This window comes from Gordonia zhenghanii (genome assembly GCF_021738965.1).
In the GTDB taxonomy this organism is placed as follows: Bacteria; Actinomycetota; Actinomycetes; order Mycobacteriales; family Mycobacteriaceae; genus Gordonia; species Gordonia zhenghanii.
This window is the reverse complement of record NZ_JAKKOQ010000001.1, coordinates 40,102-53,617: the sequence shown is the minus strand read 5'-3', so window position 1 is coordinate 53,617 and position 13,516 is coordinate 40,102. Positions and strand designations below refer to the sequence as shown.

Annotated in this window: 15 protein-coding genes; 4 read left to right on the top strand and 11 right to left on the bottom strand. The window is 66.2% G+C overall.

Translation table 11 applies throughout. The annotated features are described in order from the left end of the window. The first annotated feature begins 180 nt into the window (after positions 1 to 180). The 4 genes from secY to L5G32_RS00265 all read left to right on the top strand — a co-directional run bounded on the left by secY (position 181) and on the right by L5G32_RS00265 (position 3,412). A complete protein-coding gene (gene secY / locus L5G32_RS00280; protein ID WP_237009016.1) occupies positions 181 to 1,512 on the top strand; it encodes a preprotein translocase subunit SecY in 1,332 nt (443 codons plus the stop codon). Further along, positions 1,509 to 2,057, top strand: coding sequence for an adenylate kinase (locus tag L5G32_RS00275; RefSeq protein ID WP_237009015.1), 549 nt, complete (start codon positions 1,509 to 1,511; stop codon positions 2,055 to 2,057). Before secY ends, L5G32_RS00275 begins: the two co-directional genes overlap by 4 nt. Before the next feature lie 7 nt (positions 2,058 to 2,064). Next, positions 2,065 to 2,856 (top strand): type I methionyl aminopeptidase, encoded by a 792-nt coding sequence (gene map / locus L5G32_RS00270; protein WP_237009014.1) that lies wholly within the window; start codon positions 2,065 to 2,067, stop codon positions 2,854 to 2,856. Positions 2,857 to 2,953: 97 nt separating this feature from the next. Then, positions 2,954 to 3,412, top strand: coding sequence for an Rv0361 family membrane protein (locus L5G32_RS00265; RefSeq protein WP_237009013.1), 459 nt, complete (start codon positions 2,954 to 2,956; stop codon positions 3,410 to 3,412). Here L5G32_RS00265 and L5G32_RS00260 read toward each other — a convergent pair. From L5G32_RS00260 to L5G32_RS00210, 11 genes are read right to left on the bottom strand one after another with little or no spacing between them, the layout of a single operon-like run. Continuing rightward, the gene (locus L5G32_RS00260) at positions 3,396 to 4,640 is read right to left on the bottom strand and encodes a glycosyltransferase 87 family protein (RefSeq protein WP_237009012.1); all 1,245 of its coding nucleotides are present in this window, start codon (positions 4,638 to 4,640) and stop codon (positions 3,396 to 3,398) included. The genes L5G32_RS00265 and L5G32_RS00260 overlap by 17 nt on opposite strands. A 55-nt stretch (positions 4,641 to 4,695) precedes the next feature. Then, on the bottom strand, positions 4,696 to 5,148 hold the full coding sequence (gene dtd, locus L5G32_RS00255) for a D-aminoacyl-tRNA deacylase (RefSeq protein ID WP_237009011.1): 453 nt from the start codon (positions 5,146 to 5,148) through the stop codon (positions 4,696 to 4,698). Then, positions 5,145 to 5,546, bottom strand: a complete 402-nt coding sequence (locus L5G32_RS00250) for a phage holin family protein (RefSeq protein WP_237009010.1) — start codon at positions 5,544 to 5,546, stop codon at positions 5,145 to 5,147. The genes dtd and L5G32_RS00250 overlap by 4 nt, the downstream gene beginning before the upstream one ends. Before the next feature lie 48 nt (positions 5,547 to 5,594). After that, positions 5,595 to 6,434: an MlaE family ABC transporter permease gene (locus L5G32_RS00245; protein WP_237009009.1), complete on the bottom strand. Its 840-nt coding sequence runs from the start codon at positions 6,432 to 6,434 to the stop codon at positions 5,595 to 5,597. A gap of 1 nt (position 6,435) precedes the next feature. After that, the gene (locus tag L5G32_RS00240; RefSeq protein ID WP_237009008.1) at positions 6,436 to 7,218 is read right to left on the bottom strand and encodes a hypothetical protein; all 783 of its coding nucleotides are present in this window, start codon (positions 7,216 to 7,218) and stop codon (positions 6,436 to 6,438) included. Positions 7,219 to 7,262: 44 nt separating this feature from the next. Continuing rightward, positions 7,263 to 8,231, bottom strand: a complete 969-nt coding sequence (locus tag L5G32_RS00235) for an MlaD family protein (RefSeq protein WP_237009007.1) — start codon at positions 8,229 to 8,231, stop codon at positions 7,263 to 7,265. Further along, a complete protein-coding gene (locus L5G32_RS00230) occupies positions 8,228 to 9,277 on the bottom strand; it encodes an MlaD family protein (protein WP_237009006.1) in 1,050 nt (349 codons plus the stop codon). The genes L5G32_RS00235 and L5G32_RS00230 overlap by 4 nt, the downstream gene beginning before the upstream one ends. Further along, entirely contained in the window at positions 9,274 to 10,389 is a 1,116-nt protein-coding gene (locus L5G32_RS00225) for an MlaD family protein (RefSeq protein ID WP_237009005.1), read from the bottom strand. Before L5G32_RS00225 ends, L5G32_RS00230 begins: the two co-directional genes overlap by 4 nt. Next, a complete protein-coding gene (locus L5G32_RS00220) occupies positions 10,389 to 11,435 on the bottom strand; it encodes an MCE family protein (protein WP_237009004.1) in 1,047 nt (348 codons plus the stop codon). The genes L5G32_RS00225 and L5G32_RS00220 overlap by 1 nt, the downstream gene beginning before the upstream one ends. Next, positions 11,432 to 12,460: an MlaD family protein gene (locus L5G32_RS00215; RefSeq protein ID WP_237009003.1), complete on the bottom strand. Its 1,029-nt coding sequence runs from the start codon at positions 12,458 to 12,460 to the stop codon at positions 11,432 to 11,434. Before L5G32_RS00215 ends, L5G32_RS00220 begins: the two co-directional genes overlap by 4 nt. After that, on the bottom strand, positions 12,457 to 13,512 hold the full coding sequence (locus L5G32_RS00210; protein WP_237009002.1) for an MlaD family protein: 1,056 nt from the start codon (positions 13,510 to 13,512) through the stop codon (positions 12,457 to 12,459). The genes L5G32_RS00215 and L5G32_RS00210 overlap by 4 nt, the downstream gene beginning before the upstream one ends. Positions 13,513 to 13,516: the final 4 nt, after the last annotated feature.

Sequence of the window (13,516 nt, the reverse complement as noted above, 5' to 3'; positions counted from 1 at the left end):
GTCAGGCGAGCGGAAAACGGACACTCGTGTCCGCGACCCGCTCGCCTGACCGGCGGTGGTTGGACGACTGTTAGAGTTCGTAGGGGCGCCCTGAAGACAGGGTGCCCGGAATCTTTCGAGCGTGAACGCCGAGAATGCTGGCCAGCGGTCCGCAGACTCAGGTGCTTATAGGAGGACTTGGTGCTTTCCCCCGTCGTGGCGACCTTTCGGACGCCCGAATTGAGGAAGAAGATCCTCTACGTCCTCGGCATCATCGTGCTGTACCGCCTTGGCGCGACGATGCCGTCGCCAGGGGTGAACTTCAAAGAGATCGACCGTTGTGTCGAAGCCGCCAGTCAAGGTGACTCCGGCCAGATCTACTCGCTGATCAACATGTTCTCCGGCGGCGCATTGCTGCAGCTGTCAGTGTTCGCGATCGGCATCATGCCGTACATCACGGCCAGCATCATCGTTCAGCTCCTCACCGTGGTCATCCCCCGGTTCGAGCAGTTGCGAAAAGAAGGCCAGTCCGGCCAGACGAAGATGACGCAGTACACGCGTTACCTGACGTTGGCACTGGCACTGTTGCAGTCCACGGGCATCGTCGCACTCGCCGCCAGCGGTAACTTGCTGCCGACGACCGGAGGCGACTGTAACTCTCAGGAGATCATCTCCGACCGGTCGATCTTCGGCCTCATCATCATCGTTCTCGTCATGACCGCGGGCGCCATGCTCGTCATGTGGTTCGGCGAGATCATCACCGAGCGCGGCATCGGCAACGGCATGTCGATCCTGATCTTCGCGGGCATCGTGGCGCGTCTGCCATCCGAGGGTCGCTCCATCCTGCAGTCGCGCGGCGGCCTCGCCTTCGGGCTCGTGTGTGTGGCGGTGTTGATCATCCTCGTCGCCGTCGTGTTCATCGAGCAGGGCATGAGGCGGATCCCCGTCCAGTACGCCAAACGCATGGTCGGCAGAAAGATGTACGGCGGATCGTCGACGTACATGCCGATCAAGGTGAACACCGCAGGCGTCATCCCGGTGATCTTCGCGTCGTCGCTCCTGTACATCCCGCAGCTGATCCTCCAGATCACCAACCAGAACAACACCGAGGTGTCGGGCTGGCAGGTCTGGATGCAGGACAACTTGATCAACCCGTCCAGCTGGTTCCACATCGTGCTGTACTTCCTGCTGATCATGTTCTTCACGTTCTTCTACGTCGCGGTGACGTTCAATCCTGAAGAGCGCGCCGACGACATGAAGCGCTACGGCGGCTTCATCCCGGGCATCCGACCGGGCAGGCCGACCGCGCAATACCTGGGCTACGTGCTCAACCGAATCACCCTGCCGGGCTCGCTGTACCTCGGCATAATCTCGATCCTCCCGAACCTGTTCATGGACCTTGGTGGGAGCAGCGCGCAGAACATTCCGTTCGGTGGCACGGCGCTCCTGATCATCGTGGCCGTCGGCCTCGACACCATCAAGCAGGTCAACAGCCAGTTGATGCAACGCAAGTACGAAGGGTTCCTGAAATGAGACTCGTCATCCTAGGTCCTCCCGGAGCAGGCAAGGGCACGCAGGCAGAGCTGTTGTCGGAAGCCTTAGGCATTCCGCACATCTCGACCGGAGACCTCTTCCGGGCGAATATCTCGCAGGGCACCCCGATCGGGGTCGAGGCCAAGAAGTTCCTCGACGCCGGCAACCTCGTCCCGCCGGAGATCACCATCAACATGGTTCGTGAACGTCTGGCCGAGCCGGACGCCGCCAAGGGATTCATCCTCGACGGCTTCCCGCGCTCCACAGAGCAGGCCGTGGCACTCGAGGGCATCCTCGACGATCTGGGCACCGAGCTCGACGGCGTGCTGTCGTTCGAGGTCGACGCGGACGTGGTCGTCGAACGCATGCTGGCTCGCGGCCGCGCCGACGACACCGAAGACGTCATCCGCAACCGGATGTCGGTGTACGAGGCGGAGACCGCTCCGTTGCTGACCCACTACGCGGGCACCGTCAAGACCATCGACGCCGTCGGTGAGCTGCCAGAGGTCCACCAGCGCGTCATGTCGGCCCTCGGCAAGGCCTGACACGCACGTGGGATTCCGCAAACCCAAAGCCGTGCCGTTCCGGACGGCAGGCGAACTCGACGTGATGGCCGCCGCAGGCGAGATCGTCGGGGCCGCGCTGGTCGCCGTCCGTTCGGCCGCCGTCGCCGGAGCCACGACGCTCGACCTCGACGACGTCGCCGAGACCGTGATCCGCGAGGCCGGAGCGGTCCCGTCGTTCAAGGGCTACCACGGCTTCACCGGATCGATCTGCGCGTCGGTGAACGAGGTCGTGGTGCACGGGATCCCGTCCAAGGACGTCGTCCTGGCCGAGCACGACCTCGTGTCCATCGACTGCGGAGCCATCTTCGACGGCTGGCACGGCGACTCGGCGTGGACGTTCGGCGTGGGCGACCTGTCGACGCCGGACGACGAGCTCAACGAGGCGACCCGGCTGTCGATGGAGGCGGGGATCGCCGCCATGATCCCGGGCGGACGTCTCACCGACGTCTCGGCCGCGATCGAAGCGGGAACCCGTGCGGCCGAAGAGAAGTTCGGTCGTAAGTTCGGGATCGTCGCAGGCTACGGCGGCCACGGGATCGGCCGCGAGATGCACATGGAGCCGTTCCTTCCGAACGAGGGCAAAGCCAACCGCGGTCCGCGTCTGGTGGTCGGTTCGACGCTCGCCATCGAACCGATGCTCACGCTCGGCACCGAGGACACCACCGAACTCGACGACGGCTGGACCGTCGTGACCGACGACGGCACCCGGGCCTCGCACTGGGAGCACACCGTCGCCGTCACCGAGGACGGTCCGCGGATCCTCACCGTCCGGCCGTGACCGGAATCTGACCTAGATATCCGACGATCGCGTCGTCGCACGATTATGTGCGACGGCGCGATTCTCGCGTGTGGGCCAGAGTACGATTCCATCCACTATGACGACGCGATCGAACGAACCCGACACCGAGTTGTCCGCCCCGGACCGGCGGCGACGGCTCGCTGCGCTCGGAATCGCCGCGATCTGCGTGCTCGCGGTGATCATCGGCGGCTACGCGATCTACCGGGCGGCGACCTCGGGCGACGGGCCCAAGTCCGACACCGAACAAGTCGAGGACCAGGCGCGCGGCTACCTCGACGACATGTCGGACGGAGACCTGCGCGGAGCGACGGATCGCATGTGCCAGGCGCTCGGTCCCGTCGTCAGCGGCCAAGGCCCGGAGCTGCCGGCAGGCGGCGAGGGAACACGGAAGGGAGAGGTCGTCGTCGACGACGTCACCATCACCGGCGATACTGCGACAGTGGCAGGAGCGCTCCGCTACGGCTCGGCCTCGGTCGACATGCCGATGACGCTCCGCCGCGAGAGCGACGGCTGGTGCATCACCGACGTGCAGTGACGCGCGCTGCGTCGCGAGCGTGCCAGGCTCCGACAGCGATCACCGCGACCGTGACGATCACGTACGACGCCCCGATGATCTGCTGCCACCACGTCCACGTCAGTTCGAGATCGTCGCGGGCCGGCAGCAACCAATGCGGGCCCACATAGAACAGGACGACGGTCAGCGCGATCGCCGCAGTGAGCCAGCGGTCGCGGTGTCCGGTCGCGGCCTTGTTGACGGCGACGGCGTTCACAGCGATGAGGAGAGCGGGGACCACCCACACCCAGTGGTGGGACCAACTGATCGGTGACACCAACAGGATCGCCGCGGCGTTGACCATCAGCGCCGCGGCCAGCTTGCCGTCGGCGAGCAGACGGCGCATCCACACTGCAGCCAGGACAACCGCGATGGCCGACAGCCCCAGCCACAGCACCGTCGACGCCGACTCGCTGAGGCCGAAGCGGAACACCATGCCCTTCAACGACTGATTGCCGGCGAAGTGCGGGGCTCCGATCCGGCCCGTCTCGCTGAGCTTGTGGAACCAGTACTCACGGGAGTCGTCGGGCATCACGAGCCAGGCGACGCCGACGGCGACGACGGTGGAGAAGATCGTCGTCGCGAAGGCTCGCCAGTCCTTGCGCAACAGGAACAGCAGGAGAAAGCCTGCGGGCGTCAACTTGATCGAGATCGCGATCCCGATGAGGACGCCGCGCGGCCACTTGTCCGATCTGGTCAGGACGTCGAACGCCACGGCGGCCATGAGCAATGCGTTGACCTGTCCGAAGCCGAGAGTCTCGCGGACCGGCTCGATGTACTCGGCCGCTGCGAGGACGGCCAGGACGATCGCGAACCGCACACCTCGGTCGGTCGACGGTCGGATCCGGTCCAGGACGAGCCAGACGGTGAGCCCGATGGCGGCGAGAGACAACACGAACATGACGGCGCTCGCGGCAGCCTCGGGGAGGGCGGCGAGCGGCGCGAAGACGATGGCGGCGAGCGGGGGATAGGTGAACGGTAGATGGATGTCGCCGTTGCCCAGTGCGGGTAGCGGGCCGTAGACGCCGTCGCCGTCGAGCCACGCCTGCGCACCGAGTCGGTACACCATCAAGTCCAGGTATCCGTGCCAGACGCCGAGTGCGAGACCGATCGCGGTGGCCACGGCCAACAGCAGTGCCGCGGCACCGACGAGCACTAGGGGCGAGCGGTCGCCCAGAGATCGGACACGGGCGGTGAACGGCGTTGGCACCGCGCAAGAATACCAGTGCTGCCTGCGGAAACGCCGACCTGGATGGGGTCGGCGGTCACACGTCGAGAACGATCGTCACCGGTCCGTCGTTCACGAGGTCGACGTGCATGTGAGCGCCGAACCGGCCGGTCGCCACAGTGGAGCCCGCATCGCGCAACGCAGTGACGACGGCGTCGACCAACGGTTCGGCTACCGGCCCGGGCGCCGCCGCGTTCCACGACGGGCGACGGCCCTTCGCGGTGTCGGCGTACAGGGTGAACTGGCTGATCACGAGGATCGGGGCGTCGAGGTCGGCGGCCGACACCTGTGGTCGTTCGTCGTCGCCGTCGAGGATCCGGAGACCTCGGATCTTGTCGGCGAGAGCACGTGCGCGCGCTTCGTCGTCGCCATGCGTGACGCCGACGAGGGCGACGAGCCCCTGCGTGCCCGCCGGCAGATCGAGCGACCCGACCATCTCGTCGTCGACCGTGACCGACGCTGCGCTGACCCGTTGGAGGACTGCTCTCACAGGTTCTCCAGCCGGTCCCTCATGACCAGTGCGGTCAGCCAGCCGACGATGGAGATGACGATGGCTCCGAAGATCCCCGACCAGAAGATGTCGTCCACTTCGAGTCCGACATGGAAGACGTTGTCGGTGAGCCACGCCGTCAGTCTGAGCATCAGCGCATTGATGATCACGTGGATCAGGCCGAGGGTCAGGATGTACAGCGGGATCGAGAGGATCTGGACGATCGGCTTGATGAAGCCGTTGACGAGGCCGAAGACGGCGGCGACGAGCAGGACGACACCGAGTTTGGTCCACCAGGACGTCAGATCGCCGAAGTCGAACTCGACGCCGGGGACGATGAGAGTCGCGATCCACAAGGCGACGCCGGTGAGGGCGCTTCGGACCAGAAATGCACGCATAGGGTCCATATTGTCATGGGCGCAGATCTGATCGCGCGATGTGCGCGGCTAACCGATCTGGATCGGGAAGAACACCGTGTAGACGAGCGTCATGATGAAGTTGACTCCGATGATGCCGACCGTCGAGATGACGACGGTGGCGTTGACGCCGTTCGCGACGCCCTGCGGACCACCGCGTGCTTCGAGTCCGCGCTGGCAGCCGATGACACCGATGATGATGCCGAAGACGATCGCTTTGATCACGCCGAGGATCAGGTCGCGGCCGGATGCGAACGCGCCGAACGACTGCCAGTAACTGCCGGGGCCGACGCCCTGGATCGTCACCGCGAGGTAGAACGCCGCGATCACACCGACCAGGATGATGAACAGCGCGAGCAGCGGTGCGACGATCGCGGCAGCGAGCACGCGCGGGACGACGAGACGTTGGATCGGGTCGATGCCCATCGTGCGCATCGCGTCGATCTCCTCACGCACGGTTCGTGCGCCCAGATCGGCTGCGATGGCCGACGCTCCCGCGCCGCCGAGGAGGACCCCCGACGCCAGCGGGGCCGCCTGTTGGATCACGGCGAAGCCGCTCGCGGCGCCCAGCAACGACTGGGCGCCCAGTTGGTTGATGATGTTGCCGATCTGGATGGTGACGATGACACCGAACGGGATCGCCATCAAGAACGCGGGCACCGCAGTGACGCTGACGAGATACCAGCCCATGACGATGGTCTCGCGGATCTTCAACTCGCCGCGGACGATGTCCAGGAACATCTGGACGATCGAGACGATCGCCAGCCGGAACGTGCGTCCTAACGTGCGGACCGGGCCGAGTGCGTTGTCGTTGAAGTTGTCGGTGAAGCCGCCGATCGCGGACGGCCGCGGCCGGTCATCGATACGCATGTCAGTTACCGGGCGCCCCGTCGGCGGGGGCAGCGGGGGCCGGGGCGGCAGGCGCGGGCGCGGCAGGCGCCGGTGCATCGGGTGCGGATCCGAGGTTCCCTGCGACGGTGTTCGTCGGGTCGCCGACTTCGGTGATGAGCCAGTCCTTCGACCGGTCCAGCGTCAGCTTGTAGACGGCGACGGCATTGGCGCCGCCCGGATTCTGCACGGTAGCGGTGTTGACGTTGACGACGGCGTCGACCCGAAACAGGTCGCCTTCGGAGTCGGAGACCGACGTCGTCACCAGTTCGGCGCTCGTCTTCATACGCAACGGGGTGATGATCTGTTCCATCGTCTGACCGACCGCGTCGTAGCGTTTGGACAGTTCCGGGCTGACGCCCTTCTTCATCGCCGTGATCCACGGCGTCAGATCCTGGTAGTCGAGCGTCGCCGCCGACACCGCGTACTTGCCCGCCACCTCTTCGGCTCCGGCTTCATCGGCGGCGGTCGCACGCATCGTGTCGAGATCGCTGCGCGCGGACGAGTCCCGGAGCACGAACAGTGCTGTCGTCGCAGCCAGCACGACGATCAGCAGTCCGGCGATCAGCGAGGCGACCAGGGCGGGAATCGACATCGTCACCTGCCCCCGTCGACCCGGTTCCCGGGCGTTCTTCTGAGACAAGGTCTCGGTGTCGGTCGTCTCGGCGTTGGTCGTCTCTGTGTTAGCCATCTCTGGGGCGGTCTTCTCGTCGACCGCGTCGTCGACCGTGGCCACGCCGCTCGTGTCGGGATCGTTCTCAGACATCGGATACTCCTGTTCGATACGGAAATGCAGTCGGGGTGAGTGGGTCAGTTCGGTTGAGTTATGACGAGGTCGACGCCGTCGCCGCCGCCGAACAGTTTCAGTGCTTGGGCGAGGAAGGCGCTCATGTCGATCTGCGGAACGGTGTCGTCGACCGCGACCGCGATCGGCATCAGCGGACCGACGGCGTCCATCACCGGCGGGATGATGTCCGCGACATAGGGGTTGAGCTTCGCGAGGAAGGGCTGAAGGGAGTCGCGCGCCGCCGAGTTCAGATGCCCCTTGTCGACGAGGTCGCCGGTCGCCTCCAACGCGGCCAGGAACTTGACGACGATGTCGCGCAGACCGCCCGAGAACTGGGGGAGCGTCTTGATGATCCAGTCCAGGTTGGACGTGTAGACCTGCGTGTTGGCGAACATCTTTCGCATCTGCGGTGAGTGCGTCATCAGCATCGTCGCCACCAGGCGAGTTCCGTCGCTGATGCGGTCGAGCGATCCCTCCGTGCCGTCGAGGGCTTGCGCGACGGACTCCAAGATCCCCGACATCGGACCGGCGTCGAACACCGACGACATCGTCGAGACCTGATCGAAGATCCCGGGGATCGATTCGGGTTCGTTCAGATTCTCCGCGGCGATCGTCGCACCGTTCTGGAGTGCAGGTCCGCCGCTGGAGCCGGGGGTGAAGTTCAGGTAGGGCTCGCCGAGGGCCGACTGCAGGCCGATCGATAGAACGGAGTCGGCGGGCAGCGTATGGGCGGCGTCGTATCGGAGCACCAGGGTGGCGCCGTCCGGCTGGATCCTGACGTCGGACACCTTCCCGATCCGGATGCCGCTGACGAACACGCCGGTGTCTTCGAGGACCAGGTTGGTGTCGGTGACTTCGACGTACGCGGTCCTCGTGTCCTGGAGCGGTCGCCAGTGGTAGGCCTGGGTCGCGAGGTAGGCCCCGCAGACGATGATCACCGTCGCGAACGCTATGATGTTCAGTGCCAGCTCGATCCGACTGTTCCGGTTCATCGGACCATGCCCAACATGCGGAAGACGCGGGCCATCTCGCGGGAGAGGTCACGATCGGACACGCCGTTCGCGACAGTCACCGACCGCAGATTCACTCCCGGCGCGTTCTTGAGCCACGGCAGGACCTTGTCGTCGATCACGTCGGTGAGCAGTTCGGCGTTCGAGACGTCGTTCTGTGGGAACCCGGGGATCAGGAGCGGAGTGACGACGTCCCGGACCACTCGGGTCAAGCTCGAGAGGACCGGCACCAGCGGCATCGCCGGACCGAGCGCGTCGGACAGTCGGGCGAGGATGGCGACCATGTAGGTGGTGCTGCTGATGGCGCGGAACTGGTTGACGCCCGCCGGGCTCAGCGCGAATTCGAGCGTGCCCTTCGTCGATGCGAGCTTCTGGGAGAGGCCCGCGACGTCGGTGAGGATCGATCCGAGGTCGGAGGTGTTCGACGCCCAGGTGTCGAGCGTGTCGGCGAGGACCGACCGGATCTTGACGATGTCCTTCGGGTCCTCGGGGAACTGGCCGTCGATCCGGTTGAAGGTGGCGCCGAGTTGCAGCAGACTTCCGCTGCCGAGGAAGTTCGCGAGGCTCGAGAGCAGTTGCTCGATCTGGACCGGCTCGGCGACCTGCTCGATGCCCAGCGTCCCGCCCGCAGGCAACGCGTCGGCCGTCGGGTCGGAAGGGTTGGTGATCGACACGTAGGTGTCGCCGAGCAGGGTGTCTTGCTTGAGTTCCAATCGTGCCCGCGCCGAGACGGCGGTCGCGTCGTCGATGCGCATCGTGATCCGGGTGGCGCCGTCGGCAGGCTCGATCGCCGACACCCCGCCTGCGTCGAGGCCGTTGACGAGCACCGTCGAATCGAGCGGGAGGTTGACGGCGGTCGGGACCAGCGCACTGATCTGGCGTCCGTCCCGGAGTCCCTGCGGTGTCGGCAGGTTCTCGGGCGCGAACTCGGCGTACGTCGAGCAGCCGGTGAGAGCGAGGGCGGACGCGACGACGAGCACGATCATGCGGACGACGGGACGTGCTGCCGCGCGAATCGAGGCGGTCATCGGGCCGCTCCCGTCAAGGTCAAGGCCAGCGTCAACGCGTCGATCTCCATCCCGGAGGGATCGGTCACGGTGCATTGGCCCGGCGCGTAGCGGTTGATGTTGGCGCACGTCCTCGTCGGGTCCTCGGCGGGGACACGCGTGGTCGGAGGGGTGTACTTGATGCGCAGACCGAGTGAGCGCTGGTCGAACGAGATGTCGAAGGCGCGGATGAGCACCGGCACGATCCCGAGGATGTCGCCGAAGTTGCGCATGCCGTTGCCGACCACCCGCGCAATCGGGACGACGACGTCGGCGGCGGGCCACACGAAGTGGCTGTACCGGTCGATCACTGTGCTCAGCACGGTGAGGGTCTCCGGGAGGGCGCCGATGATCCGGCTCACGCTGCCGATGGTCGGCAGGATCAGTGGCTTCACGACGTCGGAGATCTGCGTGATGAACGATTCGAGGAACGGCCAGTTGTCTGCGAGACCGGTCGAGAGGGAACTGACGCTGTCGATGATGCGCGACGTGTCGTCCAGCGCACCGGTGATCGGCGAGTTCCCGGGCGTCGCGAGTTGTTTGATGATGGTGTTCAGCAGCGGGCCGGTGCCGTCCAGGGCCTTGTCGAGGTTCGACATCGCCGACAGTATCTGCTTGGTCTCGCTGAGCGGTCCCGCGGTGGTCAGCTGAGACGCGACGTCCGACAGGCTCTGGAGCGACTCGGAGATGGATGCCGGGGTGTTCGTGTTCGCCAGCCGGACACAGTGTCCGGGCTGCAGCTCGGGGCCGCCGTCGTAGTCGCCGAGGAGCGCGAGTTGTCGGACGGCGATCACCGACGGAGCCACCGTCGCAGCTTCGGCGTCGGCCGGTATCTGCACGTCGTCGCTGACGGTGAATCGGACGACGGCGTGCCCGCCCGTCGACTCGACGCCGGTGATCTCGCCGACGGGGACGCCGCGCCGGGTCACCTGATTGCCGGTGAACAGCCCGATCGCGTCGTTGAACTCTGCGCAGTACTGCGCGGTGCGTGACGACCGTGCGTCGGCGATGAGGAACCCGGCGGCGACGGCGAGCACGACGGCGATGGCGCCCGCGGTGATCAGCCAGCGCGATGCGAGGACCTTGGCGATCATCAGCACTTCACCCCCGGCATGGGGATGCAGAAGTCGGAGGTCAGCACGATCTTGCCCTGATCGACGACGATCGAGCCGTCGGGCTGCACCATCCCCTCGAGGCGATAGATGAGGTCGCGAGCCTGGCCGATCATCGGTCCGTAGCGCTCCAGCGCGGGCCCGAACTCGCGACCGACGGCGTCGATCTGGTCGACGAGCGGCTGGATGTCGGCCAGGTAGATCATCGACAAGCCGCGGACTCGTTCGAGGAGCAGCGCCAGGTGGTCGAGGACGACGTTGAGTCGTGATCCGAACACCGAGTACTCGGTGACGAACGAGTCGAGGTTGCGCGCCAGCTGGGTGAGCACGTCGCCGTTGGCGTTGATCTGTTCGGAGTAGTCGGCGGCCAGCGCAAGCATGGAGCCGAACTCGTCCTGACGGTTCTGCAGGTTGGTGAGCATCGATCGCATCGTCGTCAGGTTCTCGCGCAGGGCGTCGGGATTGTCGTCGAGCGCCTGGCCGATCTGGGCGATGCTCGTGCGTGCGGGCGCCGCATCGATCTGGTCGAGCTTGGGCTGCATCTTCTGGAACGTCTCGGCGAGCGTGAACGGGATGCTGGTCCGGCTCTCGGGGATCGGCTCGCGGAGCGGATCGGTGCCGACGGTGGTCAGATCGATGTAGCTGCCGCCGACGAGGGTCAGCATCTTCACGTCGGCGTTGGTCTCGTCGCCCAGGAACGTGCCCCAGTCGACGGCCATCTCGACGTCGACGTGGTCGCTGCGCAGTTCGACCTTCTTGACTGTGCCGACGGGTACGCCCGCGACTCGGACGCTGTCGCCGGACTCGAGCTGGCCGGCTTCGGCGAACTGGGCGACGACCCGGTAGTGGCCGGGGGAGTACCAGTAGACGGCGACGCCCGCCACGAGCGCGACCACGGTGACGCCGAGCGCTGCGACGCCCCATCCGAAGTCGAGCGCACGGTCGTGCGAAGCGGTTCGATTGCGCGGGTTGATGACCCACCCGATGAGCGCGCCGATCCACCGGAACGGCGCGGTGACGATCTTCATCGCTTGCACAAGGTCACCTGGCTCTCGCGGAGAAACAGCTGGACCTGCTTCGGGATCTCGGCGCGACCCTTGCCGCACGTCGACGCGGTCGGGGTCGCACCCGGAGCGGGCAGCACCGAATTGAGTGTGTCGAGCAGGACGGGGGCCAGCGACAGCAACGAGACGGCGGCTTCGAGCGTCGGCTTCGCCTGTGCCAGAAACGAACTCGCGTCCGGGGTCCCGTTCGGTTCGATACCGAGCGAGGCCAGCAGGCTGTCGGCTTGAATCAAGAGGTCGCCGGTGGTGTCGGCGAGTTCACGCAGCGACGGCGTCCACCGCGCGAGGACGCTGCCGAAGCGGGAGATGTAGTCGATGATCGGCGTGATGTACTGCGAGCGGCCCGTCGCCGAGCCGGAGAGCTCGGCCAGGTTGTCCACGAGCGTGTTGATCACGGCGGCGCGGTCGTCGGCGAACCGCACGACGTCGGTGAGGGAGGCCACGAACTCGCTGAAGTCGGAGCCGTCGCCCTCGATCACCGCGAGCAGGCTCTCGGAGAAGTGGTTGATGTCCTCGGTGTTCATGGTCGCGAACACCGGAGCCAGGCCGTGGAACACGCGGGTCACGTCGAACGACGGATCGGTCTTGTCGGTGCCGACCACCCGACCCGCACGGACTCCGGCACCCGTCTTCGCCTGATGCTGCACGTCGACGTAGCGGATCCCCGTCAGGTTGAGGTACCGGATCGCGAGCCGGGTGTCGTCGTAGATCTTCTGGTTCTCGTCCATCTCGAATTCGACGCGGCCGACCGATGTGCCGTCCTGGTCGTCATGGTGGACCCGGACGTCGGTGACCTTGCCGATGCGCGCGCCGAGGACGCGCACGTCGCTGCCGACCTTCAGTCCGGCGACGCTGGTGAAGTCGGCGGTGTACTTCGTGGTCGCGGTGTCGATGGGGCGGACGATGGCATTGCTGATGAACAGTCCGCCTGCCACACAGAACACGGCGAACACGATCAGGTAGACCAGGGCGCGGGGAAACTTGGTCATTTCGCACCCCGTCCCTTCTCGGGTGTCAGATCCAGGGCGGCTTTCAGTCCCGGCGCGGATTCGAGTACCGCGTTGACGGTGAGCACCGGCTTGCCGTCGGGGCCTGCGGGCAGGGCCTTGCGGAGTCTCTCGATCAGCGTCGCGATCTGGATTCCGTTGGTCCGCGAATCGGGGAACGTGTCGTTGACGCGGTCGAAGAATGCGGTCAGCACCGGCATGAGGGGAGACGTCTGCCCGAGTTCGGAATCGGAGAGCAGCGCGGTGATCTCGTCCATGACCGGCCCCTCGGTGAACGACAGCCCCTGCTCGGCGAGCTCGCTGAAGCCCGCTCGTCGTGGAGCCTGCCAGTCCATCAGTCGGCGGATGGGCGGAAGCAGGTCGTCGACGGTGCCGCGCACCCCGCCGACCAGCTGCGCGAACTGCGGCAACGTCTGGCGCGGACTCACGACCTGGGTCTCGGCGACGTCGTTCATGATCTGACCGGCCACACCGAGGATCGGGAGCAGGCCGTCGGTCGCCTTCGCGGCGACGGTCAGGATATCGCTCATGTACGGGTCGAACGCCTCGTTCTGAACGTCGCTGAGCTTGCGCAGCAACGTCGTCATCGTCGCGTCCTCGGGGTCGCCCGCGTCGAGCGTGGATCCATTGTGCAGTGCAGTCCCACCCGACTGGCTCGTCAGGACGACGGCGGATATCCCGAACAGGTTCTTCGGCGCGTACGAGACGACGGTCTGGTCGCTGAGGACGGCGAGGGCGTCGTCCGCGCGGTCGCCGGTGAGGTCGAGCGTCACGGAGTAGCTGTCCGGAGCGGTCGCGGCGATGCCGCTGACGACGCCGACTTCCGAGCCGTTGAGGACGACGGCGGCTCCGGGTCGGATGCCGCCGGCCACGGAACTCGCTAGCACGGTGATCTCGGTCGTGTCGTCGGGGACGAGCTTGAGTCCGACGACGACTCCGGTCGTGACGACGGCGACTGCGGCGATCGTGATCAGCGCGCGGTTGCGGTAGGCGCCCGCCGAGGCGGACATGCCGGGGATACGGAACTCGGTCATCGGC

Coding starts and splice junctions, on each gene's coding strand:
- L5G32_RS00235 (WP_237009007.1), bottom strand. CDS start 8,231: ATGAACCGGAACAGTCGGATCGAGCTGGCACTGAACATCATAGCGTTC.
- L5G32_RS00265 (WP_237009013.1), top strand. CDS start 2,954: ATGACGACGCGATCGAACGAACCCGACACCGAGTTGTCCGCCCCGGAC.
- L5G32_RS00250 (WP_237009010.1), bottom strand. CDS start 5,546: ATGCGTGCATTTCTGGTCCGAAGCGCCCTCACCGGCGTCGCCTTGTGG.
- L5G32_RS00230 (WP_237009006.1), bottom strand. CDS start 9,277: ATGACCGCCTCGATTCGCGCGGCAGCACGTCCCGTCGTCCGCATGATC.
- L5G32_RS00240 (WP_237009008.1), bottom strand. CDS start 7,218: ATGTCTGAGAACGATCCCGACACGAGCGGCGTGGCCACGGTCGACGAC.
- L5G32_RS00220 (WP_237009004.1), bottom strand. CDS start 11,435: ATGAAGATCGTCACCGCGCCGTTCCGGTGGATCGGCGCGCTCATCGGG.
- L5G32_RS00245 (WP_237009009.1), bottom strand. CDS start 6,434: ATGCGTATCGATGACCGGCCGCGGCCGTCCGCGATCGGCGGCTTCACC.
- L5G32_RS00210 (WP_237009002.1), bottom strand. CDS start 13,512: ATGACCGAGTTCCGTATCCCCGGCATGTCCGCCTCGGCGGGCGCCTAC.
- L5G32_RS00275 (WP_237009015.1), top strand. CDS start 1,509: ATGAGACTCGTCATCCTAGGTCCTCCCGGAGCAGGCAAGGGCACGCAG.
- L5G32_RS00225 (WP_237009005.1), bottom strand. CDS start 10,389: ATGATCGCCAAGGTCCTCGCATCGCGCTGGCTGATCACCGCGGGCGCC.
- L5G32_RS00215 (WP_237009003.1), bottom strand. CDS start 12,460: ATGACCAAGTTTCCCCGCGCCCTGGTCTACCTGATCGTGTTCGCCGTG.